Source organism: Curtobacterium sp. MCBD17_035 (assembly GCF_003234815.2).
Lineage (GTDB): Bacteria > Actinomycetota > Actinomycetes > Actinomycetales > Microbacteriaceae > Curtobacterium.
This window is the reverse complement of the sequence record NZ_CP126279.1, coordinates 3008400-3033691: the sequence shown is the minus strand read 5'-3', so window position 1 is coordinate 3033691 and position 25292 is coordinate 3008400. Positions and strand designations below refer to the sequence as shown.

The following is a 25292-nucleotide window of genomic DNA, read 5'->3' as shown; positions in this document are numbered from 1 at the left end:
TCCGCTCTGCCCCGCGGCGCGTGGCCGGTGGGATCACCCGAAGCGGCCCGAGACGTAGTCCTCGGTGGCCTGCACGGTCGGGTTCGAGAAGATGTTCGCCGTCTCGCCGTACTCGATGAGGTGACCGGGCTGGCCGGTGCCCGCGATGTTGAAGAACGCGGTCTTGTCGCTGACTCGTGACGCCTGCTGCATGTTGTGCGTCACGATGACGATCGTGTAGTCCTGCTTCAGCTCCTCGATGAGATCCTCGATCGCCAGGGTCGAGATCGGGTCGAGCGCCGAGCAGGGTTCGTCCATGAGCAGGACGTCGGGCTGTACCGCGATCGCCCGAGCGATGCACAGGCGCTGCTGCTGACCACCGGACAGGCCCATGCCGGGCTTGTCGAGGCGGTCCTTGACCTCGTTCCACAGGTTCGCGCCCTGCAGGGACTTCTCGACGATGTCGTCGGACTCCGAGCGGCTGATGCGCTTGTTGTTGAGCTTGACGCCGGCGAGGACGTTGTCCTTGATCGACATCGTCGGGAACGGGTTGGCGCGCTGGAAGACCATGCCGACCTGTCGACGTACGAGCACCGGGTCGACGCCGGGCGCGTAGAGGTCGTCGCCGTCGATGCGGACCTCGCCCTGCACCGTCGCGCCGGGGATGACCTCGTGCATGCGGTTCAGGGTGCGGAGGAACGTCGACTTGCCACAGCCGGACGGGCCGATGAAGGCGGTGACCGTCCGCGGCTCGATCGTCATCGAGACGTCCTCGACGGCCTTGAACTTGTCGTAGTAGACGTTGAGGCCGGAGACCTCGATGCGCTTGGACACGCTGGTTCCTTCTGGGGTGGGTGGTCGGGTGCCGGTGGCCGGGGGAGTGGCTACCGACCGATCTTGGGTGCGAAGACGCGGGCGATCAAGCGGGCGATGAGGTTGAGCAGCATGACGATGAGGATGAGCACGAGCGCTGCGGTCCAGGCGCGGTCGACGAACGGCACGGGGTTCGCGCCCTGCTGCGAGTACTGCGTGTACGCGAACACGGGCAGCGTCATCATCGGGTTGCCGAACAGGTCGTAGTTCATGCTCGTCGTGAAGCCGGCGGTGACGAGCAGGGGGGCGGTCTCGCCGATGACGCGGGCGATCGCCAGCATGACGCCGGTGGTGATGCCCGCGAGGCTCGTGGGCAGCACGACCTTGACGATGGTGAGCCACTTCGGCACGCCGAGGGCGTACGAGGCCTCGCGGAGATCCATCGGGACGATCTTCAGGACCTCCTCGGTCGACCGGACGACGACCGGGATCATGAGGACCGACAGCGCGACCGACCCGATCGCGCCCGTGCGGGTGCCCGGCCCGACGATGAGCGCGAACAGCGAGTAGGCGAACAGGCCTGCCACGATCGAGGGTATGCCGGTCATGACGTCGACGAAGAACGTGATGCCGCGGGCGAGCCAGCCGCGGCCGTACTCGACGAGGTAGATCGAGGTGAGGAGCCCGATCGGCACGCTGATGAGCGTCGCGAGCAGGGTGATCTCGACGGTGCCGACGATGGCGTGCAGTGCGCCGCCGCCCACGGTGATGACGTTGCGCATCGAGTACGTGAAGAACTCGGCGTCGAAGCGGTGCAGCCCCTGGGCGATGACGGTCCAGAGCAGCGACACGAGCGGCAGCACGGCGACGATGAACGCGGTCGCGACGAGCGAGGTGACGAGCCGGTCGATCGCCTTGCGGCCACCCTCGACGATCCGCGAGATCACGACGATGAGGACGTCGAACAGGACGGTCCCGAGGAACAGTGCGCCGACGACGTTGAAGTCCGCGACGGTACCGCCCGCGTTGAGCAGGGCGAAGACGAGGCCGAAGGCGATCCAGCTGCCGGCGAGCAGGATCCAGGGGAACGGCTTCGGGAGCTTGCCCGACGCGTAGACGTTGCCGCGGGCGGGGCGGAGCGCGATGGTCATGGTTCTGGCCTTCCCGTCAGGCGACGCGCTTGCGGACGATGAACCGCGCGGCGATGTTGATCACGAGGGTGATGGCGAACAGGATCAGGCCCGATGCGACGAGCGCGTTGAGCCTGACGCCGGACGCCTCGCTGAACTGCAGCGCGATGTTCGCGGCGATGGTGCTCGGGTTGAGCGAGGTGAGCACCTTCGGCGTGACGCTGTTCGACACGGACAGCACGATGGCGACCGCGAGTGTCTCGCCCAGCGCGCGCCCGAGGCCGAGCATGATCGCCGAGACCATGCCGGACCGGGCGAACGGGAACACCGACAGCCGGATCATCTCCCAGCGCGTGGCACCGAGGGCCAGGGCGGCCTCCTCGTTGAGGCGCGGCGCCTGCAGGAAGATCTCGCGCATGACCGCGGTCATGATCGGGATCGTCATGACCGCGAGCACGATCGCCGCCGTCAGGATCGTGCGACCCGTGCCGGACACCTGTCCGGAGAACAGCGGGAACCAGCCGAGGGAGTGGTTGAGGAAGACGTAGAAGGGCTGCACGAAGCGAGCCAGGACCAGGACGCCCCACAGGCCGAACACGACGCTCGGTACGGCGGCGAGCAGGTCGATCACGTACCCGAGCAGGGCGGCCATCCGGCGCGGCGCGTAGTGCGAGATGAAGAGGGCGATGCCGATGGAGATCGGCGTCGCCATGACGAGCGCGAGGAGCGCCGCCCAGACGGTCCCGAAGACGAGGGGACCGACGTAGTCCCAGAAGCCCGTCGCGTCGTTCGGCAGGTCCCCGGGCTTGGCGGAGAACGCCGGGATGCTCTGCCAGACGAGGAACAGGGCGACGAGGGCGAGGACGAGGAGGATGAGCCCGCCGGCCAGGACGGTCGCGGTGGAGAACATGCGGTCGCCGATGCGGACGGTCGCACGCGGCTTCGGGGGCTGCACGGCCTGCGGCTGCGGTGCCGGGGCTGCGGACATGGGGCTCCTGTCGGGGAGGGCGCCGGGGGAGGCGTCGGGTGGGGTGTGCTCGGTGGCTGCGGTGGCTGGGGGCCGGGAGGAACGGTGCGGGTCGGGTGGACCGCGCGCCGGTCGGAGCCGCTCGCGGTCAGGCCCGTGAACGGGTCCGGCCCAGACGTCCGGTCGGATGGGTGGTGACCGGGCGTCTGGGCTGACACGGTGTCACTTGATGGTGGCGACGGCCTTCTGGACCTTGCTCGCGAGGTCCGAGGACAGCGGGGCAGAGCCGGCCTGCTGCGCGGCGGCCTGCTGGGCGTCCGACGAGGCGACGTAGTTCAGGTACGCCTTGACGAGGTCGGCCTTGCTGCTGTCGCTGTACTGCTGGCACGCGATGGCGTACGAGACGAGCACGAGCGGCCAGGCGCCCTTCGCGGTGTCCTTGCGGTTGATGTCGATCGCCAGGTCGTTCTTCGCGCGGCCCGACACGACGTCGGAGTCCGCGACGACCTTGGCGGCGCCGTCGGCGCTGATCTTGGTGGCGGTGCCGCCGACCATGAGCTTGGCCTTCGAGAGGCTGCCGGCGCCGGAGTCGTCGATGTAGGTGATCGAGTTCGACGCACCACCCATGGCGCTCGCGACACCCGAGGTGCCCTGCGCGCCGTCACCGACCTTGTACGGGTAGGTCTGGCTCGGGGCGGCGTTCCAGACGTCCGACGCGTTCGCCGAGAGGTACTCGGTGAAGTTCTGCGTCGTGCCCGAGTCGTCCGAGCGGTGGATCACGTTGATCGAGGCGGACGGCAGCGACGCGCTCTTGTTGAGCTTGGCGATCGCCGGGTCGTTCCACTTGGTGATCGTGCCCTTGAAGATGCCGGCGACGGTCTCGGCGTCGAGCGTGAGGTTCTTGACGCCGTCGACCTTGTAGGCGATGGCGATCGGCGAGATGTAGATCGGCAGGTCGATGCCCTTGGTGCCGGTCTTGCACTCCTTGAAGTCGCCCGACAGCTCGGTGTCGGCGAGTGCTGCGTCGGAGCCGGCGAAGTCGGCGGCACCCGAGATGAAGCTCGAGCGGCCCGCGCCGGAGCCCTGCGGGTTGTAGTTGACCGTCACGCCGGACGCCTTCGACTGGAAGCCCGAGATCCAGGTCGTCTCGGCGGTCCCCTGCGCGCTCGAGCCGATGCCGTTCAGGGTGCCGGAGAGGCTGGAGAGGTCCGCGCCCGTCGAGGCGGAGGACGAGGCGCTGGCGGAGCTGCCGCTGCCGCTGCCCTCGTTCGCCGCGCAGGAGGAGAGCACGATCGCGCCGGCGATCGCGATGGCCGCGACCGAACCGATTCGCTTGATGTTCACAGGGGTCCCTTCGGGGATGTCAGGTGCAGGGGCGGCCGGTGGGTGGCCGACCTGCGAGTGACAGTAAGGAAGGGAAGTGACGGGGACGACGCCGCTCGGTGAACGACGGGTGAACGAGCGGGGAACGGGATCGCGGGATCGTGCGGCGCAGTGCCGAGCGCGCTATACGTGGATCCGTGTGTGCCCGCTCCGGCACCGCAGGCGCGTCAGTCGTGGACGCCGGACGAGTGGGTCTCGACGGCGATGAGCTCGTCGTCGGCGATGTGCAGCACCGCGAAGTCCCCGGTCGAGAGCATCGCGGCCCGGTGCAGGTCGAAGCGCGAGTCCTCGCCCGAGGTCGCAGCGGCGATGTGCGCGATGATGTCGGGGAGCACCGGGCCGTGCGAGCAGAGCACGGTGGTGCGTCCCTTCCGGAGCCGCTTGCGCACGACCCCCGGCACGTCGCTCTTGCCGTGCTCGTGGGCGTCCTGGCTGATGTCGGCGGTGCTCGTGACGCCGATCTTCGTCTGCGCCGAGAGCGGCTCGACCGTCGCCAGGCATCGCGCGGCCGTGCTGCTCACGATCTTCCGCGGGCCGAAGGCGGCGATCGCCGGCGCGACCTGCTTGGCCTGCGTCCGCCCGACCGGCAGGAGTGGCCGGGTGGCGTCGGGTCCGCTCCACTGGTGCCGCGGCGTGGTCTTGCCGTGCCGGAGGGCGATCATCGCGAACGTCCGGTGCTGGCCCACGGCGGCCCGTTCGGCGAAGCGGTCGAGGATGGCGATGTCGCGCTCGTACGTGAGCATCGACCGTGCGGCGTCGATGTCCACCCACTCGAGCGCAGCGACCTCGTCGTTCGGGTGGAAGGCCCCGGCCCGCTCGATCTCGGTGTCCTTGACCTGAGCCACCCAGTAGTGGACGACCTTGTCGCGGCCGTTCGGGAGCACGTACTCGGCCGTGCCGATCGGGGCGCCGAGGTGCACGCGGTAGCCCGTCTCCTCACGGATCTCGCGGACCGCTGCATGCGGCACCGACTCGCCCGGGTCCACCTTGCCCTTGGGGAACGAGACGTCCTTGTGGTGCTCGCGGTGGATCAGGAGCACCTGGGGGCCGCTCTCGTGCCGTCGCCAGCACACGGCACCGGCGGCGACCACGAGGCCGTCGGGTGTCGTCTGGCTCATCGGGAGGAACGCTTCCGCGCTGAGATCTGGCGCATCAGGCTGTCCTGCAGGTCGAGTAGGGGTTCGCCGTCGTCGTCCACCGCGTGCCGGGTCCACTCGCCGTCGGACTCGAGGTGCCACGAGCTCGTGGTGTCGGCCATCGCGAGGTCGAACAGCCGCTCCATCTCGTCGATGTGCCGCGGCGCGGTGAGTCGGACGAGGGCCTCGACGCGGCGGTCGAGGTTGCGGTGCATCATGTCGGCACTGCCGATGTAGACCGCCGGGTCGCCGTCGTTGTGGAACGAGAAGACCCGCGAGTGCTCGAGGTACCGGCCGACGATGGAGCGCACGCGGATGGTCTCGCTGTAGCCCTCCATCGCGGGCTTGAGCGAGCAGATGCCACGGACCCAGATGTCGATCGGGACACCCGCCTGGCTGGCGAGGTACAGGGCGTCGATGATCTCCTCGTCGACCATCGAGTTCACCTTGATCCGGATGCCCGAGGGCTTGCCCGCGAGCGCGTTCACCGTCTCGGTGTGGATCCGCTTGAGCAGGCCCTTGCGGAGGTGGAGCGGGGCGACGAGCAGCCGCTTGAACTTCTTCTCGATCGCGTAGCCGGACAGCTCGTTGAACAGGCGGGTGACGTCCTTGCCGACCTGATCGTCGGTGGTGAACAGCCCCATGTCCTCGTAGATACGGCTCGTCTTCGGGTTGTAGTTGCCCGTGCCGATGTGCGTGTAGTGCCGCAGTCCGTTCTTCTCCTGGCGGATCACCAGGGCGATCTTGCAGTGCGTCTTGAGCCCGACGAGTCCGTAGACGACGTGCACCCCGGCACGCTCGAGCTTGCGCGCCCAGCCGATGTTGTTCTGCTCGTCGAACCGGGCCTTGATCTCGACGAGTGCGAGCACCTGCTTGCCGGCCTCCGCGGCGTCGATCAGGGCCTCGACGATGGGGCTGTCACCCGACGTCCGGTAAAGCGTCTGCTTGATGGCCAGGACGTTCGGATCGGCGGCGGCCTGCTGCAGGAACGCCTGCACGCTCGTGGAGAAGGACTCGTACGGGTGGTGGACGAGGACGTCTTCGCGTCCGATCGCACGGAACAGGTCGGGCTTCATGTTCGGCTCGTCGGGCTGCAGCTGCACCGCCGTGGTGGGCACGTGCCGCGGGTAGTGCAACTCCGGGCGGTTGATCTTGGCGATCTCGAACAGTCCGCCGAGGTCCAGCGGCGACGGCAGACGGAAGACCTCTTGCTCGGTGACGTCGAGCTCGCGGATGAGCAGGTCGAGGGTCACCGGGTCCATGTCCTCGGTGATCTCGAGGCGGATCGGCGGCCCGAACCGGCGTCGGAGCAGCTCGCGCTCGAGCGCCTGCAGGAGGTTCTCGGCCTCGTCCTCCTCGATCTCGACGTCCTCGTTGCGGGTGACGCGGAACACGTGGTGCTCGACCACCTGCATGCCGGGGAACAGGTCGTCCAGGTGGTTCGCGATGAGGTCCTCGAGCGGGATGAAGCGCAGCCGCCCCGACCCGTCGTCCGGGAGCTGCACGAAGCGCGGGAAGTTCTGCGGCACCTTGAGCCGGGCGAACTCCTGTCGCTCCGTCTTGGGGTTCCGGACCCGCACCGCGAGGTTGAGGGAGAGCCCCGAGATGTAGGGGAACGGGTGGGCCGGGTCGACCGCCAGGGGCATGAGCACCGGGAAGATCTGGTCGGTGAAGTACTCGTCCATCCGGACGCGGTCGGCCTCGGCCAGGTCCGACCAGTTCTCGACGTGGATCCCCGCGGCGTCGAGGTCGGGCTTGAGCGAGTCGCGGAAGGCGTGCGCGTGGCGGTCCTGGAGCTCGTGGGCGTCGCGGGCGATGTCGGCGAGCACGTCGAGCGGGGCGCGGCCCACGTTCGTCGGCACGGCGATGCCGGTGTCGATGCGGCGCTTGAGCCCCGCGATGCGCACCATGAAGAACTCGTCGAGGTTCGAGGCGAAGATCGCGAGGAAGTTCGCACGCTCGAGCAGGGGAACCGCGCGGTCCTCGCCGAGTTCGAGCACGCGCTGGTTGAACCGGAGCCAGCTGAGCTCGCGGTCGAAGTACCGATCCGTCGGCAACGACTCGTGCTCGACGCGGACGATCTCGTCGAAGTCGTCGAGATCCGGGGTGACGGATTCGCCGTCCAGCTGCGGCTCGGTTTCCATGGACTCATCCTGCCATCCGGGTCCCCCACGCGGTGGTGGTAGGACGACCTCGTGGAGAACCCAGGGTGAACGGACGACGTGGAGGCGTCGGTCAGGGCGCCGCGTACTGCACGTCCACCGCGTGCTCGGTGAACCCGGCGCGACGGTAGAGCGCGAGCGCCGGGACGTTGTCGCCCTCGACGTAGAGCGCCGCCGCGGTGAGTCCCCGCCCGCGCAGACGCGCCATCCCCGCGCGCATGAGCACGCCGCCGATCCCCTGCCCCTGCAGGTCCGGGCGCACGGCCACGGCGTAGAACTCACCGATGCCGTCCTCGACCTTGAGCCAGCAGGAGCCGGCGAGCCGGGGGTCGTCTCCGCGTCGGAGGAGGAGCAGGTCGGCACCGTCGAACCACGGCTCGCGCTCGCGGTCGCGGAGGTCGTCGAGCGTCATCCGGCCCTGCTCCGGGTGGTGCGCGAACGCGGCGGCGTTGAGGTCGAGCCAGGCGTCCTCGTCGATGCCCGGACGGAACGCGTCGACGTGCTGGTCGGCCGGGAGGCCCGGGTCGGCCGCGACGCGGACCTCGCCTCCGCCCGCCGGTGCGGTCCCGGCCCCTGCGCTTCCCTCCGTGAGTGGGGCGCGCAGCTGGAGCAGCCGGCGGACGGGGTGCCACCCGGCCCGGGCCGCGAGGGCCTGCGCCGCCGGTGCGTCGCCGTGGGCCCATGCGAGCGACGGAGCCGGTCGGACCGCGAGCGCACGGTCGACGAGCGCGGTCCCGATGCCGCGGCCCCGGGCCTCCCGGCCGACCGCGAGTTCGAGTTCGCCGTCGCGCAGCACCGCGACCCCGCGGCCGTCGTCGTCGCTGAGGACGCGGGCGCGTCCGGCGCGGACGTCGACGAGGGTCTGGTCGGAGAACGGCGGTGCCTCGCCGTGGGCGGCGGCCTCGGCCGCGAGCGCCCGGACGAGGTCACCCGCTGCGGTGTCAGACACCGTCGCCGGCCAACCGGTCGGCGTCGTCGTCGTACACGTTGAAGCGGTAGCCGACGTTGCGGACCGTGCCGATGAGCGACTCGAGGTCCCCGAGCTTCGCGCGCAGGCGCCGGACGTGGACGTCGACCGTGCGCGTGCCGCCGAAGTAGTCGTAGCCCCAGACCTCGCTGAGCAGCTGCTCGCGCGTGAACACCCGTGAGGGGTGGGTCGCGAAGAAGCGGAGGAGCTCGAACTCCTTGAAGGTGAGGTCGAGCGGCCGGCCGCGCACCTTGGCCGAGTAGCTCGCCTCGTCGATGACGACGCCCGACGCCTGGATCTTCGACCCGGACTGCGCCTGGGAGGCCCGACCCACGACGAGGCGGATGCGGGCGTCGACCTCGGCCGGGCCGGCGGTCTCGAGCACGACGTCGTCGATGCTCCACTCGCTGTTCACCGCGGTGAGTCCACCCTCGGTCACGACGAGCACGACCGGCGTGGTCGATCCGGTGGTCGAGAGGATCTTGCAGAGGGACTTCGCGCTCACGAGGTCCGTCCGGGCGTCGACGAACATGAGGTCGCTCGACGGCGCGTTGACCAGCTGCGAGGCCTCGGCCGGGACATGTCGGATGCGGTGGCTCAGGAGACCGAGCGCGGGCAGCACCTCACCGGGCGCGGTCGAGGTGAGCACCAGCAGCTGGGCCACGGAACCTCCAGGACGGGTCGGGGCGGTCCCCCACATCCTAGTGACGCCCCCGGACGGACCCTGCGCCCGGTCCCGCTCCCGGTCCCGGTCCCGGTCCCGGCACCGGCCGCACGCCCCGCACCGGTGCGATGATGTGACGATGAGCGACACGACACGGACGAGCCGCATGACCACCCTGTCGGTCGTCCCGGTGTGGGTGCTCGCCGTGGTCGGGGCCGTCCTCGTCCTGCTGCTCGCGCACGAGGACCCCTTCGCCTGGATGCTCCTCGTGCTCGTGGGCAGCGTGCTCGTCGGCTTCGTGCTCCAGCTCGCGACCCAGACCAAGGACGGACTCGTGCTCCGCATCAGTGCGGCGTCGTCCGGGGCGTTCGTCGTGGTGCTCGTCGGGACCGTCCTGCTGCTCGTCCGAGCGTGACGGGCGCGACGGGCAGCACGGGCGCCACCGGCCGGACGGGGCCGACGGCCTGACGGATCGCCCGGCCTGCGGCTCGCCGTCCGCGCCGGACGCGGGAGCGTCAGGGCCGCCGCGTAGACTCCGGGCATGGATTCGCTGCTCCCGCTCGAGCTCTTCTACGTGGGTCTCCTCGGGCTCGCGTCGCTCGCCATCGCGTTCACATCGGTCGTCGTGCTCGTCAAGCTCTTCAAGGGTCAGCGCTGACCCGATGATCGACATCCCATCGAACCTCCCGGCCGAGCTCGTCCCACTGTCCTGGCTCATCGGCGTGTGGGAAGGCACGGGCGTCGTGCACTACCCCGTGGGCGACGACGTCCGTGAGCACGAGTTCGGCCAGCGGGTCAGCTTCAGCCACGACGGCCTGCCCTACCTCAACTACTCGTCGTCCGCCTGGCTCCTCGACGAACGGCAGACGCCACTCACCGCCGAGATGGGGTACTGGCGGCTCGACCGTCCGTCCGAGCCGGGGGACCGCGGTCCCGCCATGCTCCTCGGCGAAGGCGCAATGCCGTTCACCACGGCCCGGAGCGTCGAGGCGCTCCGCAACAACGACGACGGCTTCGACATCGAGGCCTCGATCATCCACCCGACCGGCGTCAACGAGCTCTACGTCGGGCGCATCCACGGGCCCCGGATCGATCTGTCGACCGATGCCGTGATGCGCTCCTCGAACGCCAAGGAGTACTCCGCGGCGACGCGCATGTACGGCCTCGTCGAGGGCAAGCTGTTCTGGGCGTGGGACATCGCGGCGCTCGGGCAGGAACTCACCTCGCACGCCTCCGGGCAGCTCGCCCGGGTCGAGTGACCATGTCGAACGCCGACGGCACCACCTCGCCGGACCGGGAGGGCACCCCCTTCGCGACGCGGGACGGGTACGTCGCCGACGGCGCGGGTGTCGCGGCGCACTACGGCAACCCGCTCGGCGAACAGCGTCTGCTCGAGCGGGGCCGCGCCGTGGTCGACCTCGGCACGTACGGCGTCGTCACGGTGACCGGCCCGGACCGGCTGTCGTGGCTCAACTCGATGACGACGCAGCTGTTGCTCGGCCTCGCTCCGGGCGTCCCGACCGAGACCCTCGTGCTCGATGCCTCCGGACGACTCGAGCACGCGGCGCGCGTCGTCGACGACGGCACGACCACCTGGCTCGTGACCGACCCCGGCGACGCCGCACCACTCGCGGCGTGGCTGACGTCGATGCGGTTCATGCTCCGCGTCGACGTGGCCGACCGGTCGGCCGAGCACCGGGTCGTCGGCGCCTTCGCGGACGCGCCCCTGGCCGCGTTCGCCCCCGTCGTCACCTGGACGGACCCCTGGGCCGCGATCGCCGTCGGTGGCTGGAGCTACGCCGACCCGTCCGACCACCCGGGCCGGGACTGGTCGCTCCGTCTCGCCGTGCTCACGCCCGCGGACGCCGCCGCGCTCGCCGCGTCCGACGTGCCCGTCGCGGGCACGCTCGCCCTGGAGGCCCTGCGCATCGCAGCGTGGCGCCCGCGTCTCGCGGACGCCGACGAGCGCACGATCCCGCACGAGCTCGACTGGATGCGTTCCGCCGTCCACCTCGACAAGGGGTGCTACCGCGGGCAGGAGACCGTCGCGAAGGTGCACAACCTCGGGCATCCGCCGCGCCGCCTCGTGCTCCTGCACCTCGACGGCTCCCAGGGGGTCCTGCCCACGCCGGGCGCCGTGGTCCGGGCGCAGTCCGACGACGCCGAGGTCGGCAGGGTCACCGCGGTGGCGACGCACCACGAGCTCGGTCCGATCGCGCTCGCGGTGGTCAAGCGCACGGTCGACCCGACCGCGGTCCTCGTCACGGACGCCGAGGACACCGTGGTCACGGCCGCGCAGCAGGTGATCGTCCCGCCGAGCGCGGGGGCGACGGCGGACGTGCCCCGGATGCCGCGCCTCGGCGCGGTCCGTCGCCCGACCTCCTGACCCCTGTGCCGCCGACGTCGGTCCGGCGGCGGCGCGCTGATCCGGCCGCGCTCACGCCGGCGCGACCGCTGACCACGGCACGGTCACCTCGCCGAGGCGCCATCGGGTGACGCCGTGGAGGACCGGCCAGCCCCGGTCGCGCATCGCCCGGACGGTGGCGATCCACCGCTGGCGGGGCCCGTAGGTCCCGAGCGGCGCGGCGACCGCCCACGCGTGGTCGAGGTCCCGCAGGTAGTCGTGCACGCGCTCCCCGGGCACGTTCCGGTGGATGAGTGCCTTCGGCAGCCGTTCGGCCACGATCGAGGGGGCCTCGAGTCCGGCCAGGCGGAGCGACACCGTGAGGGTCTGCGGGCCGCCCCGCGTGACGTCGATCCAGCTCGCGACGCGGCCGACCTCGTTGCACGTGCCCTCGACCAGGACCCCGTCAGGCTGGAGTCGGTCGGTCATGAGCGCCCAGGCGGCCGGGACCTCGTCCTCGGCGTACTGGCGGAGCACGTTGAACGCGCGGATGACGGCGGGGCGACGACCCTGGGGCGTGGGTGTCTCGAACCCGCCGAGCCGGAACGTCACTCCGTCACGTTCGGCGAGCCGGGCGACCCGGACCCGCTCGGGCTCGATCTCGATCCCGGTGACCTCGACGTCGGGCCGGACCCGCGCCAGGCGGTCCCGGAGTTCGAGCGTCGTCGTCGGGCTCGCCCCGTAGCCGAGGTCGGCCACGAGCGGATCGTCCGTGCGGCGCAGCACCGGGAGTGCGGCGATCCACCGGTCCACGCGCCGCAACCGGTTCGTGCCGGTGGTGCCGCGCGTGACGTTCCCGATCGGCATCCACCCAGGGTAGGGCCAGGGTGGGCTCGTCCGATCGAGCCTCCGGGCCGCTCGGTAGACTCCGGGCATGACCTCGACACTCGTCCTCCTGCGGCACGGCAACAGCGACTGGAACCAGAAGAACCTCTTCACCGGTTGGGTCGACGTGCGGCTCAGTGAGCTCGGCGAGCAGGAGGCGAAGCGTGCGGGGCAGCTCATCGCCGAGTCGGGGATCGTGCCCGACGTCCTCTACACCTCGGTGCTCACGCGGGCGATCCAGACGGCGGACATCGCCCTGCTCGAAGCCGACCTCGCGTGGCTGCCGGTCAAGCGGAACTGGCGTCTCAACGAGCGGCACTACGGCGACCTGCAGGGCAAGGACAAGGCGCAGACGCTCGAGCAGTACGGCGAGGAGCAGTTCATGGAGTGGCGTCGGTCGTTCGACGTCCCGCCGCCCCCCATCGCCGACGACGCCGAGTGGTCCCAGGCCCACGACCGGCGGTACGCGGACCTCGGCGACGACCTGCCGCGGACGGAGTCGCTCGCGCTCGTGATCGACCGCCTGCTGCCGTACTGGCAGTCGGACATCGTGCCCGACCTCGCGGCGGGTCGCACGGTGCTCGTCACCGCACACGGCAACTCGCTCCGGGCGCTCGTCAAGCACCTCGACGGCATCTCGGACACCGACATCGCCGGCCTCAACATCCCGACGGGCATCCCCCTGGTGTACGAGCTCGACGACGAGCAGCGTCCGACCGGTCCCGGCCGGTACCTCGACCCGGACGCCGCCGCCGCGGGTGCCGCCGCGGTCGCCGCTCAGGGCAAGAAGTAGGGGCAGCTCCCGGCCTTCCCCCTCCCCGCCGAGATCGCACAACACGCCACTCACCTCCAGAGGTGAGCGGCGCGTTGTGCGATCTCGGCGCCCTCTTCAGGCGCCGAAGTGCCGGCTGATCTCCAGCACCAGTTGCGCGACGTCGAGGGCCGCGCCGGTGTCGACCCGCACGACGGGCCCGAGCCCGACCGGCCCCGCGGCGGCCGCGTGCTCGTCCCAGAAGGCGAGCACGTCCTCCAGATCGCCGTGCGTGGGGTGCCGCAGGGGCGAGCCCGGGTCGTACCGGTCGCGCAGGCGTTCCTCGGCGACCGTCCGGTCGACGTCGCACCAGACCTCGACGAACCGCGGGGACCCGGCGCGCGCCAGCCCCGTCACGAGGTGCTCCCGATCACGCGTCCGGAGCCACACCGCGTCGAGCACGACGCCGGCTTCGACCGCCGCGGCCATGCCCCAGACGGTGTCCATCGCGACGCCGCCCAGTGCACGCGACGTGATCATCGGGCCCGCGATGTCGGCGAGCGGTTCCTTGACGGCGTCCTTCGACAGGAGCGGGCATCCGAGCACCTCGGCCAGGCCGGCCGCGAGCGTGGTCTTGCCCGATCCCGGGAGTCCGTTGACGAGGATCGCGACGGCAGCCATACGACCATCCTCGCAGAGCCGGGTCGGCCATCGGCCCGGCGGGTCCGGCTACTCGGCCGCCGCGCCCACCCAGTCGCCGGTCGCCAGGTACTGCACCTTCTTGGCGATGGACACGGCGTGGTCGGCGAAGCGCTCGTGGTACCGGCTGGCGAGGGTCGCGTCGACCGTGTCGATCGTCGCGCCCTTCCAGGTCTCCCCGAGCACGGCGTCGAACACGCTGGCGTGCAGCTCGTCGACCCGGTCGTCCTCGTCACGGATCTCCTCGGCGAGGGTGACGTCCTCGGTCAGGAGCAGCCGCGCGAGCTTGTCGGCCATCGCGACGTCGAGGGCACCCATGTCGCGGAACGTGGAGCGGAGGCTCTTCGGGACGACCTTCTCCGGGAAGCGGTAGCGGGCGAGCTGCGCGATGTGCTCGGCCATGTCGCCCATGCGCTCGAGCGAGGCGCTGATGCGGAGCGCACTGACGACGGTCCGGAGGTCGCGGGCGACGGGGGCCTGGCGGGCCAGGATGTCGATCGCGAGCTCGTCGAGCGACTGGGCGGCGTGGTCGATCTTCGCGTCGTCGGCGATCACCTGCTCGGCGAGCGCGACGTCCGAGTCGTTGAACGCCGTGGTCGCGCGGTCGATCGCGGTCGCCACGAGCGCGGCGATCTCGGCGAGCCGCTCCTGGACGTCCTGGAGCTCCTGCTGGAACACTTCGCGCATCATGAGCCCTTCCGTCGGCACATCTCACCTGGTGCATCGTCGGCGGATGCCCGAACAGTGTCGGCCGTCCAGGTGAACGGACGGTGACGGCCGACTGAACGGTCGTCGCGGCACCCCCGGTCCTCCGTGCACCGGGGCTGGAGGGGTGCGCGTCCGTCCTTACACTGGCGTCCATGGACAACGCGTGGCTCGTGCCACTGTCGATGCTCCTCGGCGGTGTGTTCGGTGCGGGCGTCGTGGTGTTGGTGATCGCGGCGGAGCGCACCGCCCGGGCGGCCGACGTCGCCGAGCGGCACCTGCCGGACGGCGTCGCGGCGGTGATCGCGACGATGCACAACCCCGCGGTGGTCGTCGACCCGTCGAACACGGTGGTCGCGGCCTCGCCGCAGGCGCTCGTCGTGGGCCTCGTCGTGCGGCGGCGGCTCGTGCACGACGAGCTCGTCGACCTCGTGGACCGGGTGCGCCGCAGTGGCGAGAACGCGACCGAGGACCTCGAGCTGACCCGGGGGAGCCGCGACGCGGTCGGGTACCTCGGGTTCCGCGCGGCGTTGCTCGGGAACCGGTACGTGCTGCTCACCGCCGACGACCTCACCGAGAGTCGACGGATCGACGAGGTCCGTCGTGACTTCGTCGCGAACATCTCCCACGAGCTCAAGACCCCGATCGGTGCGATCGGCCTGCTCGCCGAGACCCTCGTCGCGGCGGCGGACGACCCGGAGCACGTCCGCCGGTTCGCCGCCCAGCTCGTGACCGAGTCCGAGCGGCTCGGCGCACTGACGAAGGACATCATCGAGCTGTCCCGGCTGCAGTCGCTCGACGTCGTCGAGACGAGCGAGGAGGTCGCCGTGGACGGCATCGTGCAGGCTGCGATCGACGCGAACTCGGTCGTCGCCGCGAGCCGCGACATCCAGATCGTCCGCGCCAAGAAGTCGAAGCTCCGGGTCATGGGCGACGCGGCGCTGCTCCAGGTCGCGGTCTCGAACCTCGTCGCGAACGCGGTCAAGTACTCACCGGACCACACCCGCGTCGGACTCGGCGTGCGGCGGGCGGACGGCTTCGTCGAGATCACCGTCACCGATCAGGGGGTCGGGATCCCGGAGGTCGACCTGGACCGCGTGTTCGAGCGGTTCTACCGGGTCGATCCTGCGCGGTCCCGGGCGACCGGCGGCACGGGCCTCGGGCTCGCGATCGTCAAGCACATCGTCGCGAACCACGGCGGCGACGTCCGCGTCTGGTCCCAGCCCGGCCGCGGATCGACGTTCACCATCCGGATCCCGGAAGCCGACCCCGAACTCACCTCAGCCCTCGAAGAGCACCTGGAAGAGCAGCAATCGTGACCCACATCCTCATCGTCGACGACGAACCCGCCCTGAGCGACCCCCTGAGCTTCCTGCTGCAGCGCGAGGGCTACGAGACCACCGTGGCCGCCGACGGCGTCGCCGCACTCGCGCAGTTCGACGCCGTGACGCCGGACCTCGTGCTCCTCGACCTCATGCTCCCGGGGCTGCCCGGCACCGAGGTCTGCCGACAGATCCGGACGCGGTCGAACGTGCCGATCATCATGCTCACGGCGAAGGACTCCGAGGTGGACGTCGTCGTGGGCCTCGAGCTCGGTGCCGACGACTACGTCACGAAGCCGTACTCGACCCGCGAGCTCCTGGCCCGGATCCGCGCGGTGCTCCGGCGCCGCGTCGACGACGACCAGGCGGACAGCGGCGTGCTGCAGGTGGGCGCCATCCGGATGGACGTCGAGCGGCACACGGTCACCGTGGACGGCGCCGAGACGCCGATGCCGCTCAAGGAGTTCGAGCTCCTCGAGCTGCTCCTCCGGAATGCCGGGCGCGTCCTGACCCGCGGTCAGCTCATCGACCGCGTGTGGGGGTCCGACTACTTCGGGGACACGAAGACCCTCGACGTGCACATCAAGCGGATCCGCTCGAAGATCGAGCGGACGCCGTCCGTGCCCGAGGTGCTCGTCACCGTGCGCGGGCTCGGCTACCGCATCGAGGCCTGATCCGCCGGTCGCCGGCCGGGAGGGACGGTGCGGGCCCGACCCGCGCCTCCCGGCCGCGCGCGGCGCTGCCTGCGCGGCGCTGCCTGCGCGGCGGCCCGGTCCGATCCGGTCCCCGTTCGGCGGGGCGGACGACGCGGCGCCCCCGACCCGGAGGTCGGAGGCGCCGTCGGTGCTGCGGGACGTCGGACCGTCAGCCGACCGGCGTGGCCGTCGAGGTCGGCGTCGGCGTGAGGGTGGGGTCTGCGACTGCTGCGGGGTGGGCAGGAGCGTGCGGTACTCCTCCATCGCGCCGTTCAGCACGGGGACCGAGATCGACTTGCCCGAGGCGCCGGAGTAGGTGAAGTAGACGCGGGCCAGCGAGCCGGCCTTCGAGTCGAGCTTCGGGAACACGACCTCCTGCGCGGTGGGGCTCGTGCTGCCGAGGTCCACCGAGGAGTTGCCCGGGATGACGACGGTCACGGACTGCCCCGCGTGGTCCTTCGGCTCGATCGTCACGGTGCGCTTGCTGTCCGCGTTGTTCACGAGCGACGCGACGAGCCGTGCCCGCTTGCCGTTCTTGGTGAGGAGGAGGGCGTTGCGCACGTCGACGGCACCGACGGAGGTGCTCACGCCGTCACTCGCGTTGTACCCCTTGGTGGTGCCGGCCTCGGTGAGGAACTCGCAGCCGGCGGTCCCGACGGCTATGGACGCCGCCACGGCGATGGACACGAGAACCCGAGCTCTCACACTTTCCTCCAGGAGTCACGATGCTTGACCGGTGGGACAGCCGTCATGGACGCATCCGAGCTTGGCGCGGTGCGGCTGGGGCCGCTGTCAGCGACCCGCGCGACACCGGATCGCAGCGGGCCCACGGCGACCCGCCCCATCCTAGCGATGGGCGGAGGCACTGCCCGCGCAGCCCCACCGGCCGCCCATTACTCGACAAATGCTTGTGGTAAACTGAAGGTCTCGGAACGGAGCTCAACACATGCAATTCGAGGTCGGCGAAACCGTCGTCTACCCCCACCACGGGGCGGCAACCATCTCTGAAGTCAAGACGCGGATCATCAAGGGCGAGGAGAAGGTCTACCTCAAGCTGCGTGTCACCCAGGGTGACCTGACGATCGAGGTGCCGGCGGACAACGTCGACCTCGTCGGTGTCCGTGACGTCATCGGCAAAGAGGGCCTGGACCGCGTGTTCGAGGTCCTGCGCGCCCCGTTCACCGAGGAGCCGACGAACTGGTCGCGCCGGTACAAGGCGAACCTCGAGAAGCTCGCCTCGGGTGACGTCATCAAGGTCTCCGAGGTCGTCCGCGACCTCTGGCGCCGCGACCAGGACCGCGGTCTCTCCGCCGGCGAGAAGCGCATGCTCGCCAAGGCCCGTCAGATCCTGATCTCCGAGCTCGCCCTCGCCGAGAAGACCGACGAGGACCAGGCCTCGACCGTCCTCGACGAGGTCCTCGCCTCCTGACGCATCCGTGACCCACCGGTCACCCACGACGGCGCCGACGTCCCATGACGTCGGCGCCGTCGCCGTGCGCGCGGTCGTCGTGGTCGCGGCGGGTTCGGGGACCCGGCTCGGGTTCGGCGTCCCGAAGGCGTTCGTGCCGGTCGCCGGCCGTCGGATGCTCGAGCGGGCGCTCGAACCGCTGTTCACGCTCGCCGAGCCCACGTTCGTCGTGGTCGTCGCTCCCGTCGAGCGGCTCGACGAGTGCCGTGCCCTCGTCGCCGACGTCGCCGGACCGGCGGTCGGCCACACGGCGGTCGTGCCGGGAGGCCCCGATCGCCACGCGTCCGTCGAGGCCGGCCTGGCAGCCCTGCCGGACTCCGTCGCCTCGGTGCTCGTCCACGACGCCGCCCGGTGCCTCACCCCGGCCGACCAGGTCGAGCGGGTGTTCCAGGCCGTGCGGACCACGGGCGCGGGGGTCGTCCCGGCGCTCCCGGTGACGGACACCGTGAAGCGCGTCGACGTCCTCGGTCCCGATGACGGCGCCGTCGTCGTCGAGACCGTGGACCGAGCCGCACTCGTCGGTGTGCAGACGCCCCAGGGGTTCCCGCTCGAAGCACTCCGGGCCGCGTACGCGTCCGCCGCCCGCTCCGAGACCGACGACGCCGGGGTGTTCCAGGCCGCGGGCGGCGTGGTGCACGTGGTGGCGGGTGACGCGGACGCCTTCAAGATCACGACCGCCTGGGACCTCCGTCGCGCGGAGGCCGTGGTCGCCGACCGCGGGGCGGACCGGCGGCCGTCGGATTCGCCTGGTCCGGGCCTCCCGGCCGGGGTGCCGGTGGCGGCGCGCGTCGGGCTGGGTGTCGACGTCCACGCGTTCGACGCCGCAGTGCCGTGCCGGGTCGGGTTGCTCGCGTTCCCGGATGAGCCCGGGCTCGCGGGCCACAGTGACGGGGACGCCGTGGCGCACGCGGTGTGCGACGCCCTGTTGTCCGCCGCCGGGCTCGGGGACATCGGCGGTCGGTTCGGGACCGACGATCCCCGCTACGCCGGCGCGTCGGGGACCGTGTTCCTGCAGGGGACGGTGGCGCTCCTGGCCGAGGCCGGTTGGGTGCCGACGAGCGTCAGCGTGCAGGTCATCGGGAACCGGCCGCGGATCGGTGCCCGGCGCGAGGAGATGCAGGACGCACTCGCGGCGGTCGTCGGTGTGCCGGTCGCGGTGTCCGGGACGACCACCGACGGCCTCGGGTTCACGGGCCGGGGCGAGGGGCTCGCCGCCATCGCCACGGCGCTCGTGCACAGGGCGACGGGTGCCGACACCGTCCACACGGCGGCCGTCGACTGAGTCACGCGGACGGACGACCCCATAGTCTTGAGGCCGTGACCGTTCGCCTGTACGACTCCCGCGCGGGGGAGGTCGTCCCCTTCACGCCGCTGACCGACGGCCACGTGGGCATGTACGTCTGCGGTCCGACGGTGCAGTCCTCCCCGCACATCGGGCACCTCCGTTCGGCGCTGGTCTACGACCTCTGGCGGCGGTGGCTCGTGCACCGTGGGTACGAGGTCACGCTCGTCCGGAACGTCACGGACATCGACGACAAGATCCTCGACCTCGCGGCCGGGTCCGGCGAGGAGTGGTGGGCCCGCGCCTACCGGTTCGAGCTCGAGTTCGCGGCCGGCTACCGGGCGCTCGGGATCCTCCCCCCGACCTACGAACCGCGGGCCACCGCGAGCGTGTCCGAGATGCAGGCGATCATCGCCCGCCTGGTCGAGCGGGGCCACGCCTACCCCGCGGCGGACGACTCGGGCGACGTCTACTTCGACACGGCGAGCTGGCCGGACTACGGAGCGCTGACGCACCAGCGTCGCGACGACATGGTGGACGCCACCGATGCCGATCCGCGGGGCAAGCGCGACCCGCGTGACTTCGCCCTCTGGAAGGGCACGAAGGCGGGCGAGCCCGCATCCGCATCCTGGCCGTCCCCCTGGGGTGCGGGGCGACCGGGCTGGCACATCGAGTGTTCCGCGATGTCCCGGCGGTACCTGGGTGCGGCGTTCGACATCCACGGGGGCGGCCTCGACCTGCGCTTCCCGCACCACGAGAACGAACTCGCGCAGTCGACGGCGGCCGGTGACGCCTTCGCCACCTACTGGCTGCACAACGGCCTCGTCACGGTCGACGGCCAGAAGATGTCGAAGTCGCTCGGCAACTCGATCTTCGCGGCGGACTTCCTCGCGGCCGCGCGCCCCGTCGTGGTGCGGTACTTCCTGGCGTCGGCGCACTACCGCTCGACGATCGACCACCACGAGGGCTCCCTCGCCGAGGCCGAGGCGGCGTTCGAGCGCATCGCCGGGTTCCTGTCGCGTGCCCGCCGGCGCCTCGTGGACGAGCCCGTGCGCGTGGCCGCCGTCGTCCCCGACGCGTTCGCCGCCGCGATGGACGACGACCTCGCCGTTCCGCAGGCCCTCGCGGTGCTCCACGAGACGGTCCGGGCCGGCAACGCCGCGCTCGACGCCGACGACATCGCCGCGCTCGGCGCCGCCCACCAGCAGGTCACGGCCATGGTCGAGGTGCTCGGGATCGACCCGCTCGCCGACACCTGGTCCGCCGGCCCCGAGGCCTCGGACCGCGCCGCCGGTCCGCTCGCCCAACTCGTCGAGCGGCTCGTCGCCGAGCGCACCACTGCCCGTGCCGCCCGCGACTTCGCCACGGCGGACCGCGTGCGCGACGACCTCGCCGCCGCCGGCATCACGATCGAGGACACCCCCTCCGGAACCCATTGGAGCATCGCGTGAAGAACACCTCCGGCAAGCGCAAGGGCCGTCCGGGCGCCGTCCGCTCCGGCCGCACCGGCAACAAGCAGGTCGGTTCGGGCGGGCAGGGGCGCCAGGCGCTCGAGGGGCGTGGCCCCACCCCGAAGGCCGAGGATCGGCCGTACCACCCCGCGGGCAAGCGCAAAGCCGCGCAGGAACGGCTCGAGACCGCCCGTCAGCGGCACGGTGCGTCGAGCGCGCCGCAGCCCCGGGCCTCCCGGCCGGCACCGCGGCGGTCGGGTGACGAGTCGGAGCTCGTGACCGGGCGCAACTCCGTGCTCGAGGCGCTCCGCGCGCGGATCCCGGCGAGCACGCTCTACGTCGCCGCCCGGATCGAGGTCGACGACCGCGTCAAGGAGATCCTGGCGCTCGCGACGCACCGCGGTGTGCCGGTGCTCGAGGTCATGCGGCCCGAGCTCGACCGCATCTCGGGCCACGACGCGGTGCACCAGGGTGTCGCGCTCAAGGTGCCGCCGTACGAGTACGCCCACGCGGACGACCTCGTCGACGCGGCCGAGCGTCGCGACCAGGTGCCGTTGCTCGTGGCACTCGACGGCGTGACGGACCCCCGGAACCTTGGGGCGATCATCCGGTCCACGGCTGCGTTCGGCGGCCACGGTGTCATCGTGCCGCAGCGCCGTTCGGTCGGCGTCACGGCCTCGGCGTGGAAGACCTCGGCCGGTGCCGCGGCGCGCATCCCCGTGGCGATGGCGCCGAACCTCACGCAGACGCTCAAGGCCCTGCAGCAGCGCGGGCTGTTCGTGCTCGGACTCGACGGTGACGGCGACGTGCAGCTCGACGAACTCGAACTCGCCGACCGGCCGATCGTCATCGTCGTCGGGAGCGAGGGCAAGGGCCTGTCGCGGCTCGTCACGGACACGTGCGACGCTGTCGTGTCGATCCCGATCTCGAGCGCCACGGAGTCGCTCAACGCCGGGATCGCCGCGAGCGTCACCCTGTGGGAGATCGCCCGCCGCCGTCGAGGGGCCTGACGCTCGGATCCGCCGTCACCGGGGTTGCGCCGACGGAGGCGTCGTCCGCGGGGTCGGTGCGGGTGCGGCTGCGGCGGGTGCCGTCGCTGCTGGTGTGGCTGCGGAGGCCACTCCCGCGGTCGGTGCGGTCCGGGCGTCCGCGAGTTCGGCGCGCAGCGCGCGGATCTCGGCGGCGAGCTCGCGGACCTGCCGCTGGGTCACCGCCTGGCTCTCCTCGTCGCGCCGTCCGACCTGGTCGATGATCCAGCTCGCCAGGGTCGCCGTGACGACACCGATGAGCGCGATGCCGCCGATCATCACGGCGGCCGCGATCAACCGGCCCTCGGGCGTCACCGGCACGACGTCGCCGTAGCCCACCGTGGTGATCGTGACGAGCGCCCACCAGATCGCGGCGCCGAAGTCCGTGATCGTCGCGTGCGGGGCGTGGCGCTCGACGTCGAGCATCGCCAGTGCCGCGACGAACACGAGCAGCGCGGTCGTCACCGTCACGTAGATGATGACGCGGCCCCGGACCGCCGTGCCGGTGGTGCGTTGCAGGACCCGGAACAGCTGCACGAGGCGGAGGAGCCGCAGCGGGCGGAGCGTCGGGAGGGCGATCGCCGCGAGGTCGAGCAGGTGGCGGCGGAACCACCGGCCGCGGTGCTCCGCGAGGACGAGCATGACGACGTAGTCGACCGCGAACATCACCCAGGTGGCGTTGATGACGAGATCCGACGGCAGGGCGGCTGCGCCGTGCAGGTCCGCGAGCACCTGGACGGCGAACGCCACGAGGAACGCCACGGCGGCGACCGTGAGCGGCCACTGGCTCATGCGCTGCCAGCGGGCCTGGTCCCACACGCGCTGTTCCTCGGACGTCACGGTCCGACCGTATCGTCGGTGTCGTCGCCCGCGAGCCGGTGTCGTCACCGGTGCACCGCAGCCGTCAGACGTTCGCCCGCCAGTCCTCGTCCTCGTCCTCGTCCTCGAGGGGCAGCGCGATCGAGTTCGTCGGCGGGTCGATGAGCATGCGCTCGTCGCGGCGGTGCCGCAGCACGTCGTTCATGTAGGCCGTGGTGGCCTCGGGCAGCGACACCGACCGCTGCTCCTGCTGCGCCATGTACCAGCGGTGCTCGAGGAGCTCGTGGAACACCTCGGCGGGTTCGAGCCGCCCGCGGAGCTCCCGGGGGATCGCCCGGACCACGGGTTCGAAGACGCGGGACACCCACTCGTGCGCGACCATCTCCTCGTCGAGTTCGTCGCGGCCGTTGCGGGCACGGTAGGCGTCGAGGTCGTTGAGGAGCCGCCGTGCCTGGTTCTCGCCGGCGTCGATGCCGGTGAGCCGGAGCAGCCGCCGCTGGTGGTGGCCAGCGTCCACGACCTTCGGCTGGATACGGACCTGCTGGCCGCCCTCGGTCGTGCGGATCGCGAGTTCCTCGATGTCGAACCCGAGGTCGTTGAGGCGCTCGACCCGGCTGTTGATGCGCCAGCGCTCCGAGGCGTCGAACTCCTCGGACCCGGTCAGTTCCTTCCACAGCGTCCGGTACTGGGCCACGATGCCGTCGGACACCGTGACCGGGTCCGCGTTCTCGTCGAGGCGACCGCCGGCCTCCAGGTCGAGGAGCTCGCCGGCGATGTTGACGCGCGCGATCTCGAGGTCGTTCTCACGCTGCCCGTTCGACAGGCCGCCGGGGTAGAGCTTGCCCGTCTCGGCGTCGACGAGGTACGCGGCGAACGCTCCGGCGTCGCGGCGGAAGAGGGTGTTCGAGAGCGAGACGTCGCCCCAGAAGAAGCCGATGATGTGCAGCCGCACCAGGAGGACCGCCAGGGCGTCGACGAGGCGCGTCGCGGTGTCCGGGCGCAGCGTCTGCGAGTAGAGCGCGCGGTACGGGAGCGAGAACCGGAGGTGCCGGGTCACGAGGACCGGCTGCAGGGCCTCCCCGTCACGTCCCACGCGGTTCGTGATGACGGCGACCGGGTCCACGCACGGGACGTCCATGCGCTGGAGCGTCCGGAGCATGTCGTACTCACTGCGGGCGAGCTCCTCGCTCGTCTCCTTGACCGCCACGACGTAGCCGCTGAGGTGCACGAACCGCACGAGGTGTCGCGAGATGCCCTTCGGTAGCGCGGCGATCGTGTCGTCGGGCCAGGCGTCGAGCGGGAGGTCCCACGGCAGGTCGAGCAGGCCGGGGTCGACGGTGGCGGCGGTGATGGACATCGAGTCGGGCACGAGGGGGTCGCTTTCGGTGGTGCAGGGTGCGGACGGTACGGTCTGGCCGAACGCCGGGAGCCTGCCGGCCCGCCTTCGTGGGGCGGTCCGGCAGGCTCCCGGTGGTGTCGGTCCGATCAGGCGCTGACGACGGCCTTGTCGCCGAGGCGCTCGCCCGACTCGGTGTCGAACACGTGCACGCGGCCCGGCTGGGCCGTGATGTACACGGTGTCGCCCGCGAAGGGGTGGTGACGGCCGTCGACGCGTGCGACGACGTCGACGCGGCTCCCGGCGGCCTCGCTGTGGCCGTACAGGTAGCCGTCGGCGCCGAGCTCCTCGACGACGTCGACCTGGACCGGCAGGCCCTCGCCCGACTGCGAGACGATGACGTCCTCGGGGCGGACCCCGATGGTGACGTTGGACGACTTGGCGTTGCTGAGGACGTCGCGGTCGACCGCGGCGATCGACGTGCCGAAGCGCACGCCACCGTCGGCGATGTCCGCCGGCAGGAGGTTCATGGCCGGCGAGCCGATGAACCCGGCGACGAACACGTTGTTCGGCTTCTCGTACAGGTCGCGCGGGGTGCCGACCTGCTGGAGGATGCCGTCCTTGAGGACCGCGATGCGGTCGCCCATGGTCAGGGCCTCGGTCTGGTCGTGCGTGACGTAGACGGTCGTGACCCCGAGCCGACGCTGGAGCGACGCGATCTGCGTGCGGGTCTGGACGCGGAGCTTGGCGTCGAGGTTCGACAGCGGCTCGTCCATGAGGAACACCTGGGGCTGACGGACGATCGCGCGGCCCATCGCGACGCGCTGACGCTGACCACCCGAGAGCGCCTTCGGCTTGCGCGAGAGGTACTGCTCGAGGTCGAGGAGCTTGGCCGCCTCGAGGACGCGGGTCGCGCGCTCCTCCTTGCCGACGCCGGCGATCTTGAGCGCGAAGCCCATGTTCTCGGCGACGGTCATGTGCGGGTACAGCGCGTAGTTCTGGAAGACCATCGCGATGTCGCGGTCCTTCGGCGGGATGTCGGTGACGTCGCGGTCACCGATGAGGATCCGGCCGTCGTTCACTTCTTCCAGGCCCGCGAGCATGCGGAGGGAGGTCGACTTGCCACAGCCCGACGGGCCGACGAGGACGAGGAACTCGCCGTCCGCGATGTCGAGGTCGAGGCCGTCGACGGCGGGGCGGTTGCCTCCGGGGTAGAGACGGGTTGCCTTGTCGTAGGTGACGGACGCCATGATGCGTTCTTGCTCCTTCACCGGCAGGTACGTGCCGGACGATCCGTAGTGAGGAA

At 71.2% G+C, this 25292-nt stretch carries 25 protein-coding genes; 11 read left to right on the top strand and 14 right to left on the bottom strand.

Going from position 1 to position 25292, the window contains the following annotated elements; translation table 11 throughout:
* Window positions 1–33: 33 nt before the first annotated feature.
* From pstB to DEI93_RS14225, 8 genes are all read right to left on the bottom strand, one after another.
* On the bottom strand, window positions 34–813 hold the full coding sequence (gene pstB, locus DEI93_RS14260) for a phosphate ABC transporter ATP-binding protein PstB (RefSeq protein WP_111011685.1): 780 nt from the start codon (window positions 811–813) through the stop codon (window positions 34–36).
* Window positions 814–863: 50 nt separating this feature from the next.
* Window positions 864–1943 (bottom strand): phosphate ABC transporter permease PstA, encoded by a 1080-nt coding sequence (pstA, locus tag DEI93_RS14255; RefSeq protein ID WP_111011686.1) that lies wholly within the window; start codon window positions 1941–1943, stop codon window positions 864–866.
* Window positions 1944–1959: 16 nt separating this feature from the next.
* Window positions 1960–2910: a phosphate ABC transporter permease subunit PstC gene (pstC, locus tag DEI93_RS14250; RefSeq protein WP_111011687.1), complete on the bottom strand. Its 951-nt coding sequence runs from the start codon at window positions 2908–2910 to the stop codon at window positions 1960–1962.
* Window positions 2911–3111: 201 nt separating this feature from the next.
* Window positions 3112–4233: a phosphate ABC transporter substrate-binding protein PstS gene (locus DEI93_RS14245; RefSeq protein ID WP_111010531.1), complete on the bottom strand. Its 1122-nt coding sequence runs from the start codon at window positions 4231–4233 to the stop codon at window positions 3112–3114.
* 206 nt (window positions 4234–4439) lie between these two features.
* Entirely contained in the window at window positions 4440–5390 is a 951-nt protein-coding gene (locus DEI93_RS14240; RefSeq protein WP_111010530.1) for an NUDIX hydrolase, read from the bottom strand.
* The gene (locus tag DEI93_RS14235; RefSeq protein ID WP_111010529.1) at window positions 5387–7552 is read right to left on the bottom strand and encodes an RNA degradosome polyphosphate kinase; all 2166 of its coding nucleotides are present in this window, start codon (window positions 7550–7552) and stop codon (window positions 5387–5389) included. The genes DEI93_RS14240 and DEI93_RS14235 overlap by 4 nt, the downstream gene beginning before the upstream one ends.
* 91 nt (window positions 7553–7643) lie before the next feature.
* Window positions 7644–8519, bottom strand: coding sequence for a mycothiol synthase (mshD, locus tag DEI93_RS14230; RefSeq protein ID WP_111010528.1), 876 nt, complete (start codon window positions 8517–8519; stop codon window positions 7644–7646).
* Window positions 8512–9201 carry a winged helix-turn-helix domain-containing protein gene (locus DEI93_RS14225; RefSeq protein WP_181434755.1) on the bottom strand — a complete coding sequence of 230 codons (690 nt, stop codon included), beginning with the start codon at window positions 9199–9201 and terminating at the stop codon, window positions 8512–8514. The genes mshD and DEI93_RS14225 overlap by 8 nt, the downstream gene beginning before the upstream one ends.
* 139 nt (window positions 9202–9340) lie before the next feature.
* Here DEI93_RS14225 and DEI93_RS14220 point away from each other — a divergent pair, with 139 nt between their 5' ends.
* The 3 genes from DEI93_RS14220 (at window position 9341) to ygfZ (ending at window position 11587) form a co-directional block, all read left to right on the top strand.
* Window positions 9341–9616 carry a hypothetical protein gene (locus DEI93_RS14220; protein WP_111010526.1) on the top strand — a complete coding sequence of 92 codons (276 nt, stop codon included), beginning with the start codon at window positions 9341–9343 and terminating at the stop codon, window positions 9614–9616.
* 247 nt (window positions 9617–9863) lie between these two features.
* Window positions 9864–10460 (top strand): heme-binding beta-barrel domain-containing protein, encoded by a 597-nt coding sequence (locus DEI93_RS14215; RefSeq protein ID WP_111010525.1) that lies wholly within the window; start codon window positions 9864–9866, stop codon window positions 10458–10460.
* Between the two features lie 2 nt (window positions 10461–10462).
* Window positions 10463–11587 (top strand): CAF17-like 4Fe-4S cluster assembly/insertion protein YgfZ, encoded by a 1125-nt coding sequence (gene ygfZ / locus DEI93_RS14210; protein ID WP_111010524.1) that lies wholly within the window; start codon window positions 10463–10465, stop codon window positions 11585–11587.
* Window positions 11588–11638: 51 nt separating this feature from the next.
* Here the strand turns inward: ygfZ and DEI93_RS14205 are convergent, their stop codons facing one another.
* Entirely contained in the window at window positions 11639–12412 is a 774-nt protein-coding gene (locus tag DEI93_RS14205) for a class I SAM-dependent methyltransferase (RefSeq protein ID WP_111010523.1), read from the bottom strand.
* A 67-nt stretch (window positions 12413–12479) separates the two neighbouring features.
* Between DEI93_RS14205 and DEI93_RS14200 the strand changes: the two genes are divergently transcribed.
* Window positions 12480–13223 carry a phosphoglyceromutase gene (locus DEI93_RS14200; RefSeq protein ID WP_111010522.1) on the top strand — a complete coding sequence of 248 codons (744 nt, stop codon included), beginning with the start codon at window positions 12480–12482 and terminating at the stop codon, window positions 13221–13223.
* Window positions 13224–13319: 96 nt separating this feature from the next.
* Here DEI93_RS14200 and DEI93_RS14195 read toward each other — a convergent pair whose 3' ends face one another.
* Entirely contained in the window at window positions 13320–13862 is a 543-nt protein-coding gene (locus tag DEI93_RS14195) for a P-loop nucleotide/nucleoside kinase family protein (RefSeq protein ID WP_220037885.1), read from the bottom strand.
* Between the two features lie 48 nt (window positions 13863–13910).
* Complete coding sequence (phoU, locus tag DEI93_RS14190) at window positions 13911–14567, bottom strand: phosphate signaling complex protein PhoU (RefSeq protein ID WP_111010556.1); 657 nt, start codon at window positions 14565–14567, stop codon at window positions 13911–13913.
* A 173-nt stretch (window positions 14568–14740) separates the two neighbouring features.
* Here phoU and DEI93_RS14185 point away from each other — a divergent pair, with 173 nt between their 5' ends.
* From DEI93_RS14185 to rlmB, 7 genes are all read left to right on the top strand, one after another.
* Entirely contained in the window at window positions 14741–15904 is a 1164-nt protein-coding gene (locus tag DEI93_RS14185) for a sensor histidine kinase (protein ID WP_111013085.1), read from the top strand.
* Window positions 15901–16581 carry a response regulator gene (locus DEI93_RS14180; RefSeq protein ID WP_111010520.1) on the top strand — a complete coding sequence of 227 codons (681 nt, stop codon included), beginning with the start codon at window positions 15901–15903 and terminating at the stop codon, window positions 16579–16581. The genes DEI93_RS14185 and DEI93_RS14180 overlap by 4 nt, the downstream gene beginning before the upstream one ends.
* A 445-nt stretch (window positions 16582–17026) precedes the next feature.
* A complete protein-coding gene (locus DEI93_RS14175; RefSeq protein ID WP_284158456.1) occupies window positions 17027–17335 on the top strand; it encodes a hypothetical protein in 309 nt (102 codons plus the stop codon).
* A gap of 213 nt (window positions 17336–17548) precedes the next feature.
* On the top strand, window positions 17549–18031 hold the full coding sequence (locus tag DEI93_RS14170; protein ID WP_111010518.1) for a CarD family transcriptional regulator: 483 nt from the start codon (window positions 17549–17551) through the stop codon (window positions 18029–18031).
* 64 nt (window positions 18032–18095) lie between these two features.
* Window positions 18096–19352, top strand: a complete 1257-nt coding sequence (gene ispD / locus DEI93_RS14165) for a 2-C-methyl-D-erythritol 4-phosphate cytidylyltransferase (RefSeq protein WP_258372260.1) — start codon at window positions 18096–18098, stop codon at window positions 19350–19352.
* Between the two features lie 35 nt (window positions 19353–19387).
* Entirely contained in the window at window positions 19388–20803 is a 1416-nt protein-coding gene (gene cysS / locus DEI93_RS14160; RefSeq protein ID WP_111026301.1) for a cysteine--tRNA ligase, read from the top strand.
* Entirely contained in the window at window positions 20800–21813 is a 1014-nt protein-coding gene (rlmB, locus tag DEI93_RS14155) for a 23S rRNA (guanosine(2251)-2'-O)-methyltransferase RlmB (protein WP_111026300.1), read from the top strand. Before cysS ends, rlmB begins: the two co-directional genes overlap by 4 nt.
* Window positions 21814–21828: 15 nt before the next feature.
* Here rlmB and DEI93_RS14150 read toward each other — a convergent pair whose 3' ends face one another.
* From DEI93_RS14150 to DEI93_RS14140, 3 genes are all read right to left on the bottom strand, one after another.
* Window positions 21829–22671, bottom strand: a complete 843-nt coding sequence (locus DEI93_RS14150; RefSeq protein WP_258372249.1) for a potassium channel family protein — start codon at window positions 22669–22671, stop codon at window positions 21829–21831.
* 64 nt (window positions 22672–22735) lie between these two features.
* The gene (locus DEI93_RS14145) at window positions 22736–24019 is read right to left on the bottom strand and encodes a DUF4032 domain-containing protein (protein ID WP_111010515.1); all 1284 of its coding nucleotides are present in this window, start codon (window positions 24017–24019) and stop codon (window positions 22736–22738) included.
* Window positions 24020–24135: 116 nt separating this feature from the next.
* Complete coding sequence (locus tag DEI93_RS14140) at window positions 24136–25236, bottom strand: ABC transporter ATP-binding protein (RefSeq protein ID WP_111119879.1); 1101 nt, start codon at window positions 25234–25236, stop codon at window positions 24136–24138.
* Between the last annotated feature and the right edge of the window lie 56 nt (window positions 25237–25292).

What these genes read in the sequence shown, in the direction of transcription:
- DEI93_RS14200 (WP_111010522.1), top strand. Translation starts at nt 12,480, where the DNA reads ATGACCTCGACACTCGTCCTCCTGCGGCACGGCAACAGCGACTGGAAC.
- DEI93_RS14170 (WP_111010518.1), top strand. Translation starts at nt 17,549, where the DNA reads ATGCAATTCGAGGTCGGCGAAACCGTCGTCTACCCCCACCACGGGGCG.
- DEI93_RS14205 (WP_111010523.1), bottom strand. Translation starts at nt 12,412, where the DNA reads ATGCCGATCGGGAACGTCACGCGCGGCACCACCGGCACGAACCGGTTG.
- DEI93_RS14235 (WP_111010529.1), bottom strand. Translation starts at nt 7,552, where the DNA reads ATGGAAACCGAGCCGCAGCTGGACGGCGAATCCGTCACCCCGGATCTC.
- phoU (WP_111010556.1), bottom strand. Translation starts at nt 14,567, where the DNA reads ATGCGCGAAGTGTTCCAGCAGGAGCTCCAGGACGTCCAGGAGCGGCTC.
- DEI93_RS14240 (WP_111010530.1), bottom strand. Translation starts at nt 5,390, where the DNA reads ATGAGCCAGACGACACCCGACGGCCTCGTGGTCGCCGCCGGTGCCGTG.
- DEI93_RS14215 (WP_111010525.1), top strand. Translation starts at nt 9,864, where the DNA reads ATGATCGACATCCCATCGAACCTCCCGGCCGAGCTCGTCCCACTGTCC.
- pstA (WP_111011686.1), bottom strand. Translation starts at nt 1,943, where the DNA reads ATGACCATCGCGCTCCGCCCCGCCCGCGGCAACGTCTACGCGTCGGGC.
- pstC (WP_111011687.1), bottom strand. Translation starts at nt 2,910, where the DNA reads ATGTCCGCAGCCCCGGCACCGCAGCCGCAGGCCGTGCAGCCCCCGAAG.
- ygfZ (WP_111010524.1), top strand. Translation starts at nt 10,463, where the DNA reads ATGTCGAACGCCGACGGCACCACCTCGCCGGACCGGGAGGGCACCCCC.
- DEI93_RS14220 (WP_111010526.1), top strand. Translation starts at nt 9,341, where the DNA reads ATGAGCGACACGACACGGACGAGCCGCATGACCACCCTGTCGGTCGTC.
- DEI93_RS14140 (WP_111119879.1), bottom strand. Translation starts at nt 25,236, where the DNA reads ATGGCGTCCGTCACCTACGACAAGGCAACCCGTCTCTACCCCGGAGGC.
- DEI93_RS14185 (WP_111013085.1), top strand. Translation starts at nt 14,741, where the DNA reads ATGGACAACGCGTGGCTCGTGCCACTGTCGATGCTCCTCGGCGGTGTG.
- DEI93_RS14175 (WP_284158456.1), top strand. Translation starts at nt 17,027, where the DNA reads ATGACGACGGTCACGGACTGCCCCGCGTGGTCCTTCGGCTCGATCGTC.
- DEI93_RS14195 (WP_220037885.1), bottom strand. Translation starts at nt 13,862, where the DNA reads ATGGCTGCCGTCGCGATCCTCGTCAACGGACTCCCGGGATCGGGCAAG.